The organism is Mycobacterium shimoidei, from assembly GCF_900417275.1.
In the GTDB taxonomy this organism is placed as follows: domain Bacteria; phylum Actinomycetota; class Actinomycetes; order Mycobacteriales; family Mycobacteriaceae; genus Mycobacterium; species Mycobacterium shimoidei.
The window spans coordinates 929,882-947,469 of sequence record NZ_UEGW01000001.1; the positions used below are offsets into that span (position 1 = coordinate 929,882).

Annotated in this window: 19 protein-coding genes; 8 read left to right on the plus strand and 11 right to left on the minus strand. The window is 65.9% G+C overall.

What is annotated here, in order from left to right; genetic code table 11:
• Nucleotides 1-882, minus strand: coding sequence for an acyl-CoA thioesterase (locus MSP7336_RS04530; RefSeq protein WP_113963146.1), 882 nt, complete (start codon nucleotides 880-882; stop codon nucleotides 1-3).
• 18 nt (nucleotides 883-900) lie between these two features.
• A complete protein-coding gene (locus tag MSP7336_RS04535; RefSeq protein ID WP_113963147.1) occupies nucleotides 901-1,527 on the minus strand; it encodes an SDR family NAD(P)-dependent oxidoreductase in 627 nt (208 codons plus the stop codon).
• Between the two features lie 105 nt (nucleotides 1,528-1,632).
• Between MSP7336_RS04535 and MSP7336_RS04540 the strand changes: the two genes are divergently transcribed.
• Entirely contained in the window at nucleotides 1,633-2,169 is a 537-nt protein-coding gene (locus tag MSP7336_RS04540) for a TetR/AcrR family transcriptional regulator (protein ID WP_069394215.1), read from the plus strand.
• Here the strand turns inward: MSP7336_RS04540 and MSP7336_RS04545 are convergent.
• Complete coding sequence (locus MSP7336_RS04545; RefSeq protein ID WP_181786934.1) at nucleotides 2,138-3,472, minus strand: FAD-binding oxidoreductase; 1,335 nt, start codon at nucleotides 3,470-3,472, stop codon at nucleotides 2,138-2,140. The two genes, MSP7336_RS04540 and MSP7336_RS04545, sit on opposite strands and share 32 nt — an antisense overlap.
• Nucleotides 3,473-3,477: 5 nt before the next feature.
• Nucleotides 3,478-5,274 carry an acyl-CoA dehydrogenase gene (locus MSP7336_RS04550; protein WP_113963149.1) on the minus strand — a complete coding sequence of 599 codons (1,797 nt, stop codon included), beginning with the start codon at nucleotides 5,272-5,274 and terminating at the stop codon, nucleotides 3,478-3,480.
• A 56-nt stretch (nucleotides 5,275-5,330) separates the two neighbouring features.
• Here MSP7336_RS04550 and MSP7336_RS04555 point away from each other — a divergent pair, with 56 nt between their 5' ends.
• Nucleotides 5,331-6,263, plus strand: coding sequence for an alpha/beta hydrolase (locus tag MSP7336_RS04555; protein WP_113964775.1), 933 nt, complete (start codon nucleotides 5,331-5,333; stop codon nucleotides 6,261-6,263).
• A 186-nt stretch (nucleotides 6,264-6,449) separates the two neighbouring features.
• Here the strand turns inward: MSP7336_RS04555 and MSP7336_RS04560 are convergent, their stop codons facing one another.
• Nucleotides 6,450-7,226 carry an SDR family oxidoreductase gene (locus MSP7336_RS04560; protein ID WP_113963150.1) on the minus strand — a complete coding sequence of 259 codons (777 nt, stop codon included), beginning with the start codon at nucleotides 7,224-7,226 and terminating at the stop codon, nucleotides 6,450-6,452.
• Between the two features lie 86 nt (nucleotides 7,227-7,312).
• Here MSP7336_RS04560 and MSP7336_RS04565 point away from each other — a divergent pair, with 86 nt between their 5' ends.
• Entirely contained in the window at nucleotides 7,313-7,780 is a 468-nt protein-coding gene (locus MSP7336_RS04565; RefSeq protein ID WP_113964776.1) for a GbsR/MarR family transcriptional regulator, read from the plus strand.
• Complete coding sequence (locus tag MSP7336_RS04570; RefSeq protein WP_113963151.1) at nucleotides 7,777-8,592, plus strand: class I SAM-dependent methyltransferase; 816 nt, start codon at nucleotides 7,777-7,779, stop codon at nucleotides 8,590-8,592. Before MSP7336_RS04565 ends, MSP7336_RS04570 begins: the two co-directional genes overlap by 4 nt.
• Here MSP7336_RS04570 and MSP7336_RS04575 read toward each other — a convergent pair.
• Complete coding sequence (locus MSP7336_RS04575) at nucleotides 8,555-9,211, minus strand: TetR/AcrR family transcriptional regulator (protein WP_069394210.1); 657 nt, start codon at nucleotides 9,209-9,211, stop codon at nucleotides 8,555-8,557. The two genes, MSP7336_RS04570 and MSP7336_RS04575, sit on opposite strands and share 38 nt — an antisense overlap.
• Before the next feature lie 145 nt (nucleotides 9,212-9,356).
• On the opposite strand from MSP7336_RS04575, the gene MSP7336_RS24060 reads away from it, so the two are divergent.
• Complete coding sequence (locus tag MSP7336_RS24060) at nucleotides 9,357-9,488, plus strand: hypothetical protein (RefSeq protein WP_232320905.1); 132 nt, start codon at nucleotides 9,357-9,359, stop codon at nucleotides 9,486-9,488.
• A gap of 84 nt (nucleotides 9,489-9,572) precedes the next feature.
• Here MSP7336_RS24060 and MSP7336_RS04580 read toward each other — a convergent pair whose 3' ends face one another.
• From MSP7336_RS04580 to MSP7336_RS04595, 4 genes are read right to left on the minus strand one after another with little or no spacing between them, the layout of a single operon-like run.
• A complete protein-coding gene (locus tag MSP7336_RS04580; RefSeq protein WP_113963152.1) occupies nucleotides 9,573-10,997 on the minus strand; it encodes an NAD(P)(+) transhydrogenase (Re/Si-specific) subunit beta in 1,425 nt (474 codons plus the stop codon).
• Nucleotides 10,994-11,320 (minus strand): NAD(P) transhydrogenase subunit alpha part 2, encoded by a 327-nt coding sequence (locus MSP7336_RS04585; protein ID WP_069394208.1) that lies wholly within the window; start codon nucleotides 11,318-11,320, stop codon nucleotides 10,994-10,996. The genes MSP7336_RS04580 and MSP7336_RS04585 overlap by 4 nt, the downstream gene beginning before the upstream one ends.
• The gene (locus MSP7336_RS04590; protein WP_069394207.1) at nucleotides 11,321-12,418 is read right to left on the minus strand and encodes a Re/Si-specific NAD(P)(+) transhydrogenase subunit alpha; all 1,098 of its coding nucleotides are present in this window, start codon (nucleotides 12,416-12,418) and stop codon (nucleotides 11,321-11,323) included.
• A 45-nt stretch (nucleotides 12,419-12,463) separates the two neighbouring features.
• Nucleotides 12,464-12,925: a nuclear transport factor 2 family protein gene (locus MSP7336_RS04595; RefSeq protein WP_113963153.1), complete on the minus strand. Its 462-nt coding sequence runs from the start codon at nucleotides 12,923-12,925 to the stop codon at nucleotides 12,464-12,466.
• Between the two features lie 56 nt (nucleotides 12,926-12,981).
• Between MSP7336_RS04595 and MSP7336_RS04600 the strand changes: the two genes are divergently transcribed.
• From MSP7336_RS04600 to MSP7336_RS04610, 3 genes are all read left to right on the plus strand, one after another.
• Nucleotides 12,982-14,193, plus strand: a complete 1,212-nt coding sequence (locus tag MSP7336_RS04600) for an acyl-CoA dehydrogenase family protein (RefSeq protein WP_113964777.1) — start codon at nucleotides 12,982-12,984, stop codon at nucleotides 14,191-14,193.
• Nucleotides 14,194-15,006 carry a tyrosine-protein phosphatase gene (locus MSP7336_RS04605; RefSeq protein ID WP_113963154.1) on the plus strand — a complete coding sequence of 271 codons (813 nt, stop codon included), beginning with the start codon at nucleotides 14,194-14,196 and terminating at the stop codon, nucleotides 15,004-15,006. It abuts the gene before it with no gap.
• 217 nt (nucleotides 15,007-15,223) lie between these two features.
• Nucleotides 15,224-16,681, plus strand: a complete 1,458-nt coding sequence (locus MSP7336_RS04610) for a PE-PPE domain-containing protein (RefSeq protein WP_181786555.1) — start codon at nucleotides 15,224-15,226, stop codon at nucleotides 16,679-16,681.
• 25 nt (nucleotides 16,682-16,706) lie between these two features.
• On the opposite strand, the gene MSP7336_RS04615 is transcribed toward MSP7336_RS04610, so the two are convergent.
• Nucleotides 16,707-17,567, minus strand: coding sequence for an SDR family oxidoreductase (locus MSP7336_RS04615; RefSeq protein ID WP_069394203.1), 861 nt, complete (start codon nucleotides 17,565-17,567; stop codon nucleotides 16,707-16,709).
• Between the last annotated feature and the right edge of the window lie 21 nt (nucleotides 17,568-17,588).

A 17,588-nucleotide genomic window follows, 5' to 3' on the forward strand; every position in this document is an offset into this window, starting at 1 on the left:
CTACAACCGGGACTGAACTGCGATCGAGGTGTCGCTGCCCCGCATCGGGCGGATCAACGCCTCCTGCGTGAACGACGCCAGCAACTCCCCCGCTTCGGTGTGCACCGTGCCGCGGATGTATGACATGCCGGCACCGGCCTGCGTGCTTTCGTGCGAGTAGAGCAGCCAGCCGTCCCAGCGCACCGGTTCGTGGAAGCTGACCGTGACCGTCATCGGCGCGGTGGACACCGTCAGATGCGACTGGCTGGTGCCGATGCCGGCATGCGCACGCATCGCGGTCGAGATGCCCAGATGCCCGGTGAAGTACGCAAGCAGAGCTTTGGCCAAGTCGTCACGGGTCGGGATCGGGTCGTAATGCAGCCAGGCGTACAACTCCGGCGGCCCCACCTCGTCGGGGCTGTTGACGTCGACCACATCGACCAGCCGGACCTGCCGCCCGTTCATCGGCATCTGCGAGACGTTGGCCTCGTCCGGGCCCGCGACCTCGGGCCGCGGAACGTGATGGCGGATGACGTCGGGCGAGGGAACGTCGGCAAAGACGGTGATGGTCATGCAGCGCCGACCGTTCTGGACGACGGTCACGACGGCGGTGGCGGTAGAGCGGCCCTCGTGCAGGACGTCGAATTCGAACTCGACCGGCGACCCCACGGTGACGGCGCGGGCGAACACCGCGTGCGCAGAACGGACCGACTTCTCCGAAAACCGTTTGGCCGCAGCAACAACCACCTGCGCAAGGACCTGGGTGCCTTCTACGACCTGCCGTTCGTCGACGCCGGCGAGGCCGGTGTCACCGCTGAACTTGTCGGCGCCGTCGGCTCGCACGTCGAACAAGTCGAGCAAGCCCGTGACGGACCACTGGGTCTGATCGGCATCGGTGGTCATGCCGTACAGCGTGACATTTTAGGACATATATGTAAAGCGCCCGAGCGGCGATCGGGCCGGCGGACAGACCTCCACCACGCGCAGGCGCATCCGCTCCGGTGAGCCGGTCATGGCGGCGACGATTCGGCCGACGTCGCCGGGCACGACCGGACCGTCGCCGCCGGCCGAACGGACGATCGACGCTCGCACGCCGGTGCCGACGAATTCGGCTTCCAAGCCCGACAGCCACCGCTCGAACTCCCGGTCGGCCGTCTGCGGCGTCGCCCCCAAGAGCTCCGGGCTGATTAGCACCACATCACCGCGTCCCGCCTGGATCATTGGCGGAATCAGTTGAGCCGCAAGGTGTTGCGCGCCGAACCAGCAACCGTTGGCAACGCCGGCGCCGGTGACCAAAACATCGGCGTCACCGATCAGGTAGTGCGCGGACTCGACGAACCGGTCGATCGATGCGCTGTCGGCGAGATCCAGGTGGGCAGCGAACGCCGCGGCACCGGCCGCCCGCAGCCGCATCGCGAAGCGCTCGCAAACATCGACATCACGGCTTCCCATCAGCACCAAGTCGCCGCGTCGTGCCAATCGTGCGGCCGTTGCGAGCGCCACCGGGGACGAGGCGTCGGTGATGGTGGCGGTGCGAAACTGGGTCATGACCTGCTCGTCATGGCTAAGATTTGGAGGTCGGGGGCCATTGACCGGGGCACCAGCACAGCGTGACACTTTAGTGAAATTTTGTAAAGATTCGGATTGGAAACCATGACCGGGCTCGATACCTCGACCGAGCAGCGCATCCTCGCCGCCACCGCCGAGGTGCTCAGCCGCAACGGCCAGCGCAAACTCAGCTTGTCCGACGTTGCCACCCAGGCCGGGGTGTCCAGACCGACGCTGTATCGCTGGTTTCCATCCAAAGAGGAACTGCTGTCGGCGTTTTCGCGTTACGAACGCCAGACGTTCGACAGCGGGCTGAGCCGGGCAACCGCCGGCCTCAAGGGCATCGAGAAGCTCGACGCGGCGCTGCGTTTCATCGTCGAATACCAGCACTCCTACACCGGTGTGCGCATGGTCGACATCGAACCCGAGCACGTCATCGCCGAGCTCTCGCGCATCATCCCGCTGATGCGGGCGGAATTGCAGCGGCTGATGCCCGGCCCCGGGGGCGCTGTGAGAGCCGCGACGGCGATCCGGGTGGCCGTCTCGCACTACCTGGTGCGCAGCGACGATGCCGACCAATTCCTGGCGCAGTTGCGCCACGCAGTGGGAATCAATCGGCGCGAAACAGCACCGCCGAATTGAGGTAGCCGGTCGGGTCGAACGCCGACTTGATGAGGCGCATCGCGGCGATATCGGCCGGCTCGCGTGACATGCCCAGATATTCGCGCTTGCGGCTGCCCACGCCGTGTTCCGAGCTGACGTTGCCGCCGCAACCGGCGATCAGCTCCATCACCGCCCGGTATAGGTCGGGTTCGGCGTCGAGCGCGCAGCGCAGCACATTGAGATGCAGATTGCCCTCGGCAATATGCCCGAACAGCACCGCAACGGCATCGGGGGCATACCGGCCGATCAGCGCGTCCGCCTCGGTGGCGAACCCGCCGACCGCCGACAGCGGCAGCGATACGTCGAACTTCAGCGGCGGCCCGTACACCCCGAGCACCTCGGCCACCGATTCGCGCACCCGCCACAACCGTTGCTGCGCCGCCGGGTCGACGCCGACCGCGGGCTCATCGACCATCGCGACGCGCGTCAGCGCCGCGGCAAGTCGCTCGGTCTGGTCGTGGTCGGAGGCCAGCTCCACCAACAGCAGCCAGTCTCCGGCCACCGGCGCTGGTACGCCCAGGTGCTCACGGGTCAGCGTGGCGGCCCGGGCGTCGATCAACTCCAGTGCGGCGATGCCGTCGAGGTCGCAGAACAACCGCGCGGCATCGACCAGCCCGGCCAGTTCGGCGAACCCGCACACCGCGGTCACCCGATGCGAGGGCTGGGGGTGCAGCCGCAGATCCAGTCCAGTGATCACGCCCAAGGTGCCTTCGGCGCCGACGAACAACGCGCGCAGGTCATAGCCGGTGGTGTCGGCGCGTACGTGCGAGTGCCGGCGCCACAGCGAGCCGTCCGGCAGCGCGACGTCGAGACCGACCACCTGTTCGCGCATGTTTCCGTAGCGCACGGTGCGCAGGCCTCCGGCATTGGTCGAGGCCATCCCGCCGGCGGTCGCGGTGTCGCGTGCGGAAAGGTCCACACCGAACACCAACCCGGCACCCGCAGCAGCGCGCTGTACCGCCGCCAGCGTGGCGCCCGCACCGACTTCGATGCGACGCTCGGCGGTGTCGACGGCGCCGACGAAGTTCAGCCGCTCGGTGGACAACAGCACATCGTCGTGCTCGGGCACCGCGCCGGCCACCAATGACGTGCGCCCACCCTGGACGGTGACGTGTGCACCGGCGTCGCGGCATCTGCGCAGCACCTCGGCCACCTCCTTGGCCGAGCCGGGCCGCACCAGCGCGCTGGCCCGTCCGCGGTAGCGGCCGGTGTGGTCGACGCTGCGCCCGGCCAGCACGTCGGGGTCCGCGCTGACGTGGCCGGCGCCGACCACCTCGGTCAACTGCGCTAGAACCACTGCGGCCGCATCTCCAAGGTGGTCCGGTCCAGACTCTCCAACAGATCGAGTTGCGGTGTGGTCCTGGGTAATTCGTAGCGAAAGAAGTAGCGGCCCGCCTGGCGTTTTCCGTCGTAGAAGTCGCCGGGCTTCCCATCGGCGGCCAATACCTGCTCCAGCCACATCCAGGCGATCACGATGTGCCCGAATGCCTCGAGGTAGATGGCGCTGTTGGCCAGCGCGGCCTCGATGTCACCGGACGCGAACATCGCCGTCGTCACCGCCGCCAGACGCTGGGTGACCGCGTGCAGTTGGCCGGCCAGCTCAACGAGCTCACCGCCTGCTGACCGAGCAGCCGCGATGGTTTCGGCCACCGCGCCCTCAAGCGCCACCAAGCTGGTGCCGCTGCGCGCAGTAACCTTGCGGCCCAGCAGGTCCAGGCTTTGGATGCCGTGGGTGCCCTCGTGAATCGGGTTGAGGCGATTGTCCCGGTAGTGCTGCTCGACGTCGTACTCACGGGTGTAGCCGTAACCGCCGTGCACCTGGATCGCCAGGTTGTTGGCTTCCAGGCACCACTGTGACGGCCAGCTTTTGGCGACCGGTGTCAAGATGTCCAGCAGCAGCGTGGCCTTGTCCAGCTCGTCATCGGATTCCGGGCTGTGCTGGATGTCGACCAGCCGGGCACAGTACAGTGCCAGCGCCATCGCGCCCTCGACGTAGGATTTCTGCGCCAGCAGCATGCGTTTGATATCCGCGTGCTCGATGATCGGAACTTGCGGTGCGGCAAAGTCTTTCGCTGTCACCGGACGTCCTTGGGGCCGCTCGCGGGCGTACTGCAGTGACTTCAGGTATGCGGTGTAGCCGAGTGCGACAGCGCCCATACCCACCCCGAGGCGGGCCTCGTTCATCATGTGGAACATGTAGGCAAGGCCGCGGTGCGGTTCGCCGACCAGGTAGCCCACCGCGCCGGGCTCACCGTCCGGGAGATAGCCTCCTTCGCCGAAATTCAGCACGGTGTTGGTGATTCCCCGGTAACCCATCTTGTGGTTGAGCCCGGCCAGCACCACGTCGTTGCGCTGCCCGACGGCGCCGTCGTCGCCGACAAGGTATTTGGGCACGATGAACAGCGAGATGCCCTTGGTGCCGGGCGGGCCGCCGGCGATCTTGGCCAACACAAGATGCACGATGTTCTCGCTCATTTCGTGATCGCCGCCGGAAATCCACATCTTCGATCCGAACAGCCGGTAGCTGCCGTCCTCGCGTGGCTCGGCGCGGGTGAGGATGTCGCCCAGCGAGGACCCGGCCTGGGTCTCGGACAAGCACATAGTCCCGAAGAATCGGCCGGCCAGCATCGGCTTTACGAACGTCGAAACCTGTTCGGGCGTACCGAACTTCGCGATCAGATTTGCGTTGCCGGTCGTGAGCATCAGGTAGCCGGCGGTGCTGACGTTGGCCGCCGACAACCAGGCCGACCCCGCCTGCGCGACGGTCACCGGGAGTTGCGCCCCGCCCAGTTCGTAGTCCATGGCCATCCCGATCAGGTCAGCGCGAGCGAAAGCGTCCAGCGCCTCTTTGACTTCGGGGATCACCGTGACCCTCGAGCCGTCGAAGCTGGGTTCGTGGTTGTCGCTTTTCTTGTTGTGCGGCGCGAAGTATCGGGTCGCCAACTGTTCACACAGCTCGAGCACGTCAGAAAACGTCTCCGGGGAGTGCTCGGCGAACCGCGCGCGCTTCGTCAAGTCCTCGACTCGCAACCACTCGAACAGCAGGAAGTCCAGGTCACGCCGGGACAGCAACGTCGATTTCACCGCATCCTCCGCCGTCGGTCTTTCATGTCATCTCACCGTACGGAACAATGCGGCACATGGTGGCGCGGGACGACGTCTGGTTCAACTCCGGTCACGAGCGGATCAGCGCCTGGCTGTACCGCCCCGGCCGCTCCGGCGATGCGCCGCTGATCGTGATGGCCCACGGGCTGGGCGCGGTGCGCACGATGCGGCTGGACGCCTACGCCGAACGGTTCAGCGCCGCCGGGTATGCGTGCCTGGTGTTCGACTACCGAAACTTCGGCGACAGCGAAGGCCAGCCGCGCCAGGTCCTCGACATCGGCATGCAGTTGCAGGACTGGGTCGCCGCCATCGCGTACGCCCGCACCCTTTCCGGCATCGACGTCAATCGAATTGCACTGTGGGGCACGTCGTTTGCCGGTGGACACGTGATTGCCACAGCGGCGCGGATACCGGGGATCGCGGCTGTCGTCTCGCAGTGCCCGTTCACCGACAGCATCGCCTCCTTCGGCACGCTCAGCCCGTGGATCAGCGCGCGCATCACCGCCTTGGCGATACGCGACATCATCGGCGCCCGCTTCGGCCGGCCCCCGGTGATGGTCGCCACGGCCGGCAACCCGGGCGAAGTCGCGCTGATGAACGCCCCCGATGCGTACCCCGGCTATCTGAAGTTGGTGCCCGAGGGCGTGTCGCTGCGAAACGAGGTCGCGGCCCGGATCGGGGTGAAGCTCTTGTCCTACCGTCCGGGCCGGCTGGCCGCCAAGGTGTCGTGTCCGATCCTGTTCTGCGTGTGTGAAACCGACTCGGTGGCGCCCGCCGGTCCCACGCTTCGGTACGCCGCTGCCGCGCCCCGCGGCGAAGTCAAGGTTTATCCGGATGGTCACTTCGCGATCTATGTCGGCGACGCGTTCGAGCGAGTTGTCGCCGACCAGATCGCCTTCCTCGACCAGCATCTGGGCGCGGCGACGATGCGGAGCGCGCAGCGCGACGAGGAGGAGCCGGGCAATTAACCCAGCGCGGCGACGATGCGGTGGGGGCACCCCCAGCCGCGAAGCGGCGAGGGGGACGCGCAGCGCGACGAGGAGGACCCGGGCAATTAACCCAGCGCGGCGACGATGCGGTGGGGGCACCCCCAGCCGCGAAGCGGCGAGGGGGACGCGCAGCGCGACGAGGAGGAGCCGGGCAACTGAGCCAGCTCAACGAATGACGCTGGCTCCGCCGTCGACGGGGATCACCGCACCGGTGATGTAGGAGCTGGCGCGGCTGGCGAGAAACACCGCGATGCCGGCCATGTCGTCGGGTTGGCCGATTCGCTTCAGGGGCAGCAGCGAACCGACCGCGTCGGGCCCGCCCCGCAGCAACTCCTTGGTCATCCGGGACTGAAAAAGCCCGGGCGCGATCGCGTTGACCAGAATCCGCGGCGCCAGTTCTCCGGCGAGATGCTTTGTCAGCATGTGCACGGCCGCCTTACTGGCGCTGTAGGAGAAATTGTTCCTGCCGCGTCCCGGCGCGACGATCCCGTCGACGCTGCCGGTGTTGATCACGCGGGCCGGGTCGTCGTCGGTTGCGCCGGCGGCCAACATCGGCACCAGCGCGCGAGTCAGCAGGAACACGCCCTTGACGTTGACATTGAAGACCTTGTCGAACCCGGACTCGGGAAACTCGTCGAACGGCGCCCCCCAGGCGGCCCCGGCGTTGTTGAACAACAGGTGCAGGGCGTCTTCCCGATCGGCCAGTTCGCGGGCAAGTGTTTGCACACCCTCGGCGGTGCCCAGGTCGGCGGGGATGGCACGGACCGGTCCGTGGTGCGACAACTCCGCCACGGCGGCGTCGAGCTCGCCTTCTTTGCGGCTGGACAGATACACCGTCGCACCGGCTTGCAGCAGTCCGCGCGCGATCATCAACCCGATGCCGCGACCACCGCCGGTCACCACGGCGACCTTCCCGTCCAAGCGGAACACGTCAGTAGTCACGCCGACCAGTCTCGGCGCCGCCCGGACCGCCAGTCACACCGGGAGTAGATACAGTACGTTTAGTTTGTCCTGAACGAAGGGTGATGATGTCTCCGGACGAGGCCGAGTTCGTCGACCGCATGGGCTTGTTCTTCGAGGGGCTGGGCGGGCCGCGGACCATGGGCCGGGTTTACGGCTGGCTGATGATCTGCAATCCGCCGCAGCAGTCGCTGGCGGAGTTGGCGACGGCGCTGTCGGTGAGCAAAGCATCGATCAGCACGGTGGCCCGCCAGCTGCTGGCCGCCGGGATGATCGAGCGTCTGCCGTCGGCCTCGCGTGAACACCGCTACCGCGTCACCCCCGGCGGTTTCACTCATGTCCTCAATGTGCAGCTGAGCCTCATGCAGCCGGGTGTGCCCGCCGCCGAGTTCGGCTTGCGAATCCTTGGCGAGGACCGCCCCGAACAACGGCAGCGGCTGGAGGACTTTCGGGATTTCTGTGAGTTCTGCAACACCGACTACCGCGACGAACTCGAGCGGTTGTGGCAGGACTACCGGGCCAGGAGGCAGCGATGACGGACAAGGTCGACTTTTCCGGGGTGCGGTGGGGCTCGGTGGAGTGGACGAATCTGTGCACGCTGTACCTCCGTGCTTACGAAAGCCGTTCGGCACAACCGGTTCTCGGCGACCAGGCGGCCGCCGAGGCGGTGCAGCGCATCGACTATGACTTCGCCCGGTTACACCGCAAGGTCCAGCCATCGCTGTACCAGTTTCTGGTTGCGGCGCGCGCCAGCAAGCTTGACGCGTGGGCGGCCGAGTTCCTGGACCGCCATCCCAACGCTGCGGTGTTGCATTTGGGCTGCGGGCTGGACACTCGCTACCTGCGGCTGCGGCCGCCCGCCGGGGTGCAGTGGTTCGACGTCGACGTGCCGCAAGTCATCGACTTGCGACGCAAGTTGTACGACGACACCGACGGCTACCGCATGATCGCCTCGTCGGTCACCGATGCGCACTGGCTCGACCAGGTACCGGCGGACCGCCCCGCGTTGATCGTCGCCGAGGGACTGCTGATGTACCTGACCGAGGCCGAGGTAGGCGACCTGCTGCGCCGGCTGCTCGATCGGTTCGAGCACGGTGAATTGCTGGCCGACCTGGAGGCGCCGTGGGCGCCCCGACTGTCGAAGGTCTTCACCAAGGGGATCGTCAAATCCGGCACCCGTGACGGCCGCGAATTCACCGAGTGCAACCCGCGGCTGAAGCTCGTCGAAATAGCACCGATCGTCGACCCGGCAAAGATCCCGTCGCAGCCGCAGCGCCTGTTCTACCGGATCGTCGGCGCGATCCCGGTAATCAGGAACTTCGACCGGCTGTATCGATTTCGGTTTTGACGCCCAGCGGCGACTCCACCCGGATCTGCTCGTCTCGGATCAATCCCCGCAGCAGCGCGGTGCTGAATTCGGCGGCGATCTCCTTGGCACTGCGGCGTCCGCTCGGCCGCAGCCACCGGTAAGCGCCCAGCGTCATCCCGATATAACCCAGTGCCAGCACGTGGGAGTCGCACTCGTAGAACTCACCGCTGGCGATACCGCGATCGATGAGCCCGTGCACGTGTTCGTAGACCTGGCTCTCCTTCTCACGCACCGCGGCCACCTGCTCTTCGGTGAACCACTCCGTTATGTAGGGCTGCTCCTGGAAGTACACCGCCGCACCTTCGGGGTTGGCGGCGATCTGATCGAGCAGCCGCACGGTGTACTGGTAGAGCGCCTCGCGTGCGGAGATCGACGGATCGTCGTGCACGGCGGCCAGTGTGCGCTCGGCGGCCCGCTGATAGATGTCGTAGAGGATCAGCGACTTGCTTGCGTAGTAGTGGTACACCGTCGCCTTGTTCAGCCCCACCACGTCGGCGACGTCGTCCATCCGGGTGCCGTGGTAGCCACGAGCAGCGAACAATTTGGTGGCAACCCTCAGCAACTCCTCGCGGCGGGTGCGCCCGTTCTCGGAAGCCATCTCTACTCACTATCGACAGGACCGGATCGGTTGCCGGTCAATCAACTGGTTAGTAGTTTAAGCAAACCCGCCGGTGGGCTGTCGCACCGCCGACTGACAGGACTAGACTTTCGACGAAGCACGTCGCGACTCGAGAGGTGATCACATGAATCCGGATCCCAACCCGAGCTACGACTTTACCGACGAGGTCGAGTGGTGGTTCCGGTTCGTGCCGTGGGGGTTCCGCGGCGTCGTCGACGGTAACGGCTACCCCCCGCCGGCGTATCCCCCGGTCTGATCGACGCGATCCCCGCCGAGATCGACGCCAGCGCGAAAAGTTGCGAGTAACCGGCTCGCCGATGTCGATCTCGGCGCTCTTTAGTTAGAGGGCCTTCAGCTCCTCGGTTACCTGCGACACCGATTTCTTCGCGTCCCCGAACAGCATCGTGGTGCCGTCGGCGTAGAACAGCGGGTTGTCGATGCCGGCGAATCCCGAATTCATCGACCGCTTGAGCACGATCACCGACTTCGCCTTGTCCACGTTGAGAATCGGCATGCCGTAGATGGGGCTGGACGCCTCGTTGCGGGCGGCCGGGTTGGTGACGTCGTTGGCCCCGATGACCAGCGCGACGTCGGTGCGGGCGAACTCGTCGTTGATGTCGTCCATGTCCTTCATCGCGTCGTAATCGACCTCGGCCTCGGCCAACAGCACGTTCATGTGGCCGGGCATCCGTCCGGCCACCGGATGGATCGCGTACTTGACCGGCACACCGCGGCTTTCCAGCAGGGTCGCCATGTCCTTGACCGCGTGCTGGGCCTGCGCGACGGCCATCCCGTAGCCCGGAACCACGATCACCTGGTTGGCGTAGGCCATTTGGATGGCCGCGTCGGCCGCCGAGGTCGACTTGACGTGCTTGTCGCCGCCGTCTGCGCCGCCCGGCGCCACGCCCCCGCCGCCGAAACCACCGGCGACGATGGCCGGGATCGACCGGTTCATCGCCTTGGCCATCAGGTTGGTCAGGATCGAACCCGAGGCGCCGACGATCATGCCGGCGACGATCATCGCGGTGTTGTTCAGCGCCAGCCCGGCCGCAGCCGCGGACAGCCCGGTCATGGCGTTGAGCATGGAGATGACGACGGGCATGTCGGCCCCGCCGATCGGCAGCACCACCATCAGACCGAGCACGCCGGCGGCGGCGAGCAGGCCGATCATCCACCACAGCGAGGTCCCGCCGCTGCCCGGATGCGCGTGGAGTCCGATGACCACGGCGGCGGCGACCGCCGCGGCCAGCAGCAGCAGGTTCAACGGCTGCTGTGCGCGCCCGATCCCGATCGGCCGCCCGGAGATGATCTCCTGCAGCTTGCCGAACGCGATGATCGACCCCCAGAACGAAATCGAGCCGATGATCGCCGCGAACAACGACGCCACCACGACGTGCACGGTGGGCGACTCGCCGTGCTGGAAGTCCGAAAACCCGGTGGTGTCAATGAATTCCGACAGCGCGATCAACGCCACCGTGCCACCGCCGACGCCGTTGAAGAACGCCACCAGCTGGGGCATTGCGGTCATCTTGGTCAGCCGCGCCGGCGGCACGCCAAGCACCACCCCGAGCAGCAGGCCCGCGATGATCATCGGCCAGTGCTCGGTGTGCCGGATGAAGATCAGGGTGGCCGCCACGGCGATGCCCATGCCGGTCGCGGCGATCCAGTTCCCGCGTACCGCGGTCTTGGGGCCGGTCAGGCCCATCAGGCCGTAGATGAACAGCGCGAACGAGATGATGTAGAGGACCGTGACCAGGTAATTCATTTGGCCACCGGCTCCTCGGCTGCGGGTTTGGCGGGTTTCTTGCCCTTGAACATGCCCAGCATCCGGTCGGTGACGATGAAGCCGCCGACGACGTTGAGCGTGCCGAACACCAGCGCGACGAACAGGATGATCTGTTGGGCGAGCGTCGGATGTTCGATGCGCCCCAGTACCAGCAGCGCGCCGAGCACCACGATGCCGTGAATGGCGTTGGTGCCCGACATCAGCGGGGTGTGCAGGGTGTTGGGCACTTTGGAGATCACGGCGAAGCCCACGAACCCGGACAGCACCAGGATCGCCAGGTTGGCCAACAGCTCGTCGTACATCTAGCGGTCCTCTCCGGCCGTCCGGGTGACACACGCGGCGGCCACGACTTCGTCGTCGAAGTCGGGCGCCAGCGTGCCCTCCTTGATCAGCAACTCCAGCAGCGCGGTGATGTTCTTGCTGTAGAGCTCACTGGCATGCTCGGGCATGGTCGACGGCAGGTTCAGCGGTGCGGCGATGGTGACGTCGTGTTTGACGACGGTCTTCCCGGGCTCGGTCAGTTCGCAGTTGCCGCCGGCCTCCCCGGCCAGATCGACCACCACGCTGCCGGGCTTCATGCCTTGCACCGCCGCGGCGGTCACCAGCCGCGGCGCGGGTTTGCCCGGGACCAAGGCGGTGGTGATCACCACGTCGAACCCGGTGATCGCCTCCTCCAACGCTTTCTGCTGTTGTGCGCGTTCTTCCTCGGTGAGCTCACGCGCATAACCGCCCTCACCGGATGCATCAATACCGATATCGAGCCACTGCGCGCCCACCGATCGGACCTGGTCGGCGACCTCCGGGCGCACGTCGTACCCAGAGGTGCGGGCACCCAACCGTTTGGCGGTCGCCAATGCCTGCAGCCCGGCCACGCCGACACCGAGGACCAGCACGGTTGCCGGTTTCACGGTGCCCGCCGCGGTCGTCAGCATCGGGAAGAACCGGGTCGACTCCGAGGCCGCCAACAGCACCGCTTTGTAGCCGGCCACGTTGGCTTGCGAGGACAGCGCGTCCATCGCCTGCGCCCGGGAGATTCGCGGGATCGACTCGAGCGCGAACGCCTGGACGCCCGCCTTGGCCAGCGACTCGATCTGGTTGTCGGCGTTGCGGGGAGCGAGGAAGCCGATCAGGGTTTGGCCGCTTTTGAGCCGGCTGACCTCGGCTGGGGTCGGCGGCGCCACCTTGACCACGACGTCCGCGGCCCACGCATCACCGATGGTGGCGCCGGCCTGGGTGTAGAGCTCGTCGGGAAGCAGGGCACGCTCGCCGGCACCGGGCTCGACGACGACGGCCACCCCGCTTTTCACCAGCGGCCCGACCGCCTTCGGGACCAGCGCCACGCGACGCTCGTCGGCCCCGGATTCGGCGACCACCCCCACAGTGGTCTGCGTATCTGTCATGACTCGGCGCTCCTACCCCATAGATCGGCACTCACCTTAGCGTCGTCACCACAGTGGGATGTCCTGGCCGTATTCCTGCGGCGGACGCGGCCCGAAGTAGCGCCGCTGCGATTCGGAGATCGCCACGTCGTTGATGCTCGCCTCACGCCGGGCCATCAGCCCGGTGTCGGTGAACTCCCACAACTCGTTGCCGTAGCTGCGATACCACTGGCCGGCATCGTCGTGCCATTCGTATTGGAACCGCACCGCGATCCGGTTGTCGTGAAAACTCCACAGGCTCTTGCGCAGCACATAGTCCAGCTCGATCTGCCACTTGCGGGTCAGAAACGCGACGATCTCGTCACGCCCCTGGATGTGCAGGTCACGGTTACGCCAATGCGAGTCAACGGTGTACGCGGCGGCGACCTTCTGTGGGTCACGCGTGTTCCAGGCGTCCTCGGCGGCCTGAACCTTCTGGATCGCCGTCTCGTGGGTGAACGGCGGCAACGGCGGGCGGCTGTCTGTCATACGCCCATCCTGCGCCCAAACCGCGGTGGCATATCGTGACGGGCATGGACTTTGCGATGTCGGCCAAGGCTATCGACTACCACAAACGACTGTCCGACTTCATGATCGAGCACGTCTTCCCGGCCGAGGCCGAGTACGACAAATACCGTCGCGAAGCCGGCCCCAACGACCACACCGTTCCGCCGATCATCGAGGAACTGAAAACCAAGGCCAAAGCCGCGGGCCTGTGGAATTTGTTCCTGCCGGCCGAGTCGGGGCTGACCAATCTGGAGTATGCCCCGTTGGCCGAGCTGACCGGCTGGAGCCTGGAGATCGCGCCCGAGGCGCTCAACTGCGCGGCCCCGGATACCGGCAACATGGAGACGCTGCACTTGTTCGCCACCGAGGAGCAGCGCAAGCAGTGGCTGGAGCCGTTGCTGGCCGGGGAGATCCGCAGCGCATTCTCGATGACCGAGCCCGCGGTCGCCAGCAGCGATGCCCGCAACATCGAGACGTCGATCGTGCGCGACGGCGACGAGTATGTGATCAACGGCCGCAAGTGGTGGACGTCCGGCGCGGCCGACCCGCGCTGCAAGATCCTGATCGTGATGGGCAGGACCAATCCCGAAGCGGCCAGCCACCAACAGCAGTCGATGGTTCTGGTGCCCATCGATACGCCCGGCGTCACCATCATCCGCTCGACGTCGGTCTTCGGCTACCAGGACCAGCCGGGGCATTGCGAGATCGTGTACGACAACGTCCGGGTCCCCGTCACGAACCTGCTCGGCGAAGAAGGTGGCGGCTTCGCAATTGCCCAAGCGCGGTTGGGACCGGGCCGCATCCACCACTGCATGCGTGCGCTCGGCGGCGCCGAACGTGCGCTGGCCCTGATGGTGGATCGCGCCCGCAACCGGGTGGCATTCGGCCGCCCGCTGGCTGACCAAGGCCTGGTCCAGCAGGCAATTGCGTTGTCACGCAACGAAATAGATCAAGCCAGGCTGTTATGCGAAAAGGCCGCATGGACCATCGACCAGCACGGCAATAAGGCCGCGCACCTGCTGGTCTCGCAGATCAAGGCGGTGGCCCCGCAAGTGGCCTGCGGCGTGATCGATCGCGCGATCCAGGTACACGGGGCGGCCGGCGTCAGCGAGGACACCGCGCTGGCCCGCCTCTATGCCTGGCACCGGGCAATGCGCATCTTCGACGGTCCCGACGAGGTGCACCTACGATCGATCGCACGAGCCGAAATCGGCCGGAAGAAAAGCCCGTTCGCGGCGGCGGTCACCTAGGTGGCAACCGAGATCGTGGAGCTGTCCGGCGCCGTCAACTTCCGAGATGTCGGGCTATCGGTCGGAATTCGGCCGGGCCGGTTGTTCCGCTCCGGTGAATTGAGCCAACTCGACGACGACGGCCGCCGAGCACTGCGCGAGCTGGGTATCACCGACGTCGCCGACCTGCGCTCCCGGCGGGAGGTCGAGCGCCGCGGCCCGGGCCGGGTGCCCAACGGAGTCGCCATCCATCTGCTGCCGATCCCCGACCTCGCCACCGAAGAGTCCGAAAGCGTTGCGCCGCACGAACATGCATGGCAGCGCATGCTGACCGAGAAACCCAGTGACCAATCGGTTGCCGAGGCCGCCGCCCGTTTCATGATCGACGAATACCAACGCTTCCCCACCTACAACGGGGCGCAGCACGCGCTGCGCCGCGTCGTTTCGCTGTTGGCCTCCGGACGCCCGGTGTTGGCGCACTGCTTCGCCGGCAAGGACCGCACTGGCTTCATGATCGCGACGGTGCTGGAGGCGATCGGCCTCGATCGCGATGCGGTGGTGGCCGATTACCTGCGCAGCAACGACGCCGCCGCCGCGCTGCGGACCCGGATCCTGGAGATGATCGAGCAGCGGGCGGACACCGAACTCACCCCTGAGGTGATGACCTTCACGCAGGCACGCCTTTCCGACGAAGTCCTCGGTGTGCGTGCAGAGTATTTGGACGCCGCACGGCGAACGATCGACGAGAAGTTCGGCTCGCTCGGCGGCTATTTACGTGATTCCGGTGTCACCGCGGACGACGTCGATGCGTTGCGCGCGGCGTTGCTGGGTTGACATTCACCCCCGTTACCGACTGAGATTATCGCAAGAAACAGCTGAGGATTTCGTAGACGCCGGAGCGGCTTGCGGTGCATGATTCTACATACGTCGCATATGGCTGCGCCATGCTCGATTAAGGATCGGAGAGGTCGTAATGACAGGCGGGACGCTTCGTTGGCTCACGGTTGGACTGCTCTCAACTGCTGGCGCAGGCATGATATCGCTTACGTCGATGACGGGCTCGGCCATCGCGTTCGCTGATGCACCGACCCCACCCGGCGAGCCGCCGTTCCCCAACGAAAACGTGTCCTGGGTGGAGCTCATGGGCGGCAGCGGCACGCCGATACCGCAGGAGGGCTTCAACGGCGCGTACATGGCCGACGTCTTCACCCGATTCATCCAGCCCAACTTCCCGTCGGTCAATTTCGACTCGCCCTGCCCCTCCGCGCCGTGCGACGTCAACGGTCTGTTCACACCCGAAGGGCTGTATCCCCTCACCGGCATCAAGGACTTGACGCTCGACGTGTCGGTCGATCGGGGGGTCGACATCCTCACCACCCAGATCCTCAACGACTTGGCCGACCCGAACAAGGTCCCGGACGGCGGGACCCTCGGGGTCTTCGGATACTCGCAGAGCTCCGTCATCTCCTCGCTGGTGATGCACGAACTCGCCGACAAGGGTGTGGACCCGTCGCAGGTGAACTTTGTGCTGATCGGCGATCCGATGAACCCCAACGGCGGGATCCTCGAGCGCTTCGCCGGCTTCACCGACATGAACGGCCAAATGTTCAACGACCCGCAGTTGGTCTTGCCCAGCCTGGGTCTGACGTTCTACGGCGCCACGCCCGATGACCTTTACCCGACCACCATCTACACACTGGAGTACGACGGCTACGCCGACTTCCCGAAGTACCCGCTGAACTTCCTGGCGGATCTCAACGCCTTACTGGGTCTGGGGTTCGGTAACCCATCGGTGCACGGCTCGTATCCGATCCTCAGCGACGAGCAGCTTGCGTCGGCGGTGCTGTTGCCCACCGACGGAACCACCAGCACCACCTACTACATGATTCCCTCGGAACTGCCGCTGATCACCGCGCTCGGCACGTTCGGTGTACCGCAACCGTTCCTGGATCTCATTGAGCCGGACCTGAAGATCCTCGTCGACCTCGGCTACGGCGGTGACCAGCTCGACCCGGACAACCTGCTGGCGGGTGGGTTTGCAAACGTCCCCACTCCGTTCGGGCTGTTCCCCGACGTCGACCCGACCCAGCTCTTCAACGACCTCGTCACGGGGGCGCAACAAGGGTTCGCAGCTTTCCAGGAGGATCTGACGAACCCCGCCGCGTGGATGCCGACGGTCGATTTTGACCTGTCGGATGTGCTCTCGGCAGAACCGCTGGCCACGCCGTCGGTGACCGATATCGCGAACGCCATCTCGGCGGCGTTTGCCGATGCCTATGCCGTGTTCCTGCCTCTGGGCGACATCTCCAATGCACTGTCGACCAGTGTCCCGGCATACGACCTCGCGCTGTTCACCGAGGCCTTGCAGAACGGCGACTTCATCGACGCAATCGGTCTGCCGATCGCGGCCAACACCGCGATCTACACAGTGGCCACCGGCTTCTCGTTCTTCATCATCCAGAACGCGCTGGACAACATCATGGAGGACCTCGCACCGCTTGGGTTCTAGACCCAAGCGGTGCGCGTACGGCGGCTTACAGCGAGAACTTCGCCTGCTGTGCAGCCGACAGGTCGGTGATCTTCGACCAGTTCGCGGCGATGTCCTCGACCGAGGGTGGCTCCTTAAAGGTCACACCCTCGTTCTGGAACAGCGCGGCGCGCTGGACCTTGCCACCGCCGACGATGAACACCGACCCGGTGTCATCGGACTCTTCCGTACACAGGTAAGCCACCACCGGCGCGACGAATTCGGGTGTGAGCTTCTCGAACACCTCCGGCGGCAGGATGTCCTGGGTCATCCGGGTTGCGGCGATCGGCGCCAGCGCGTTGGCGTGGATGTTGTACTTGGCGCCCTCCTGGGCCAGCGTGTTGATCAAGCCCACCAGACCCAGCTTGGCGGCTGAATAGTTGGCCTGACCGAAGTTGCCGAACAGACCGCTGGTTGAGGTCGCTACGACCACGCGGCCGAAGCTCTGCTCGCGAAAGTGCGGCCAGGCGGCACGAATCACGTTGTACCCGCCGTAGAGGTGCACCTTGAGCACGGCGTCCCAGTTCTCGAAAGTCATCTTGTGGAAGGTGCCGTCGCGCAGAATCCCGGCGTTGCTCACCACGCCGTCGAGCTTGCCGAACTCATCGAGCGCCGTCTTGACGATGTTGGCCGCGCCGTCTTGATCGGCGACGCTGTCATAGTTGGCGACTGCCCGCCCGCCGGCATCCTTGATCTCGCTGACCACCTTGTCGGCCATCGCATGACCTGCGCCGGTGCCGTCGCGCGCACCACCGAGGTCGTTGACGACGACGCTGGCACCTTCGCGCGCGAGGGTCAGCGCATATTCGCGGCCCAGCCCCCCACCGGCTCCGGTGACGATGACGACGCGATCCTGCACTCCGGGCATAACTGTCCTTTCTGGGTGGGA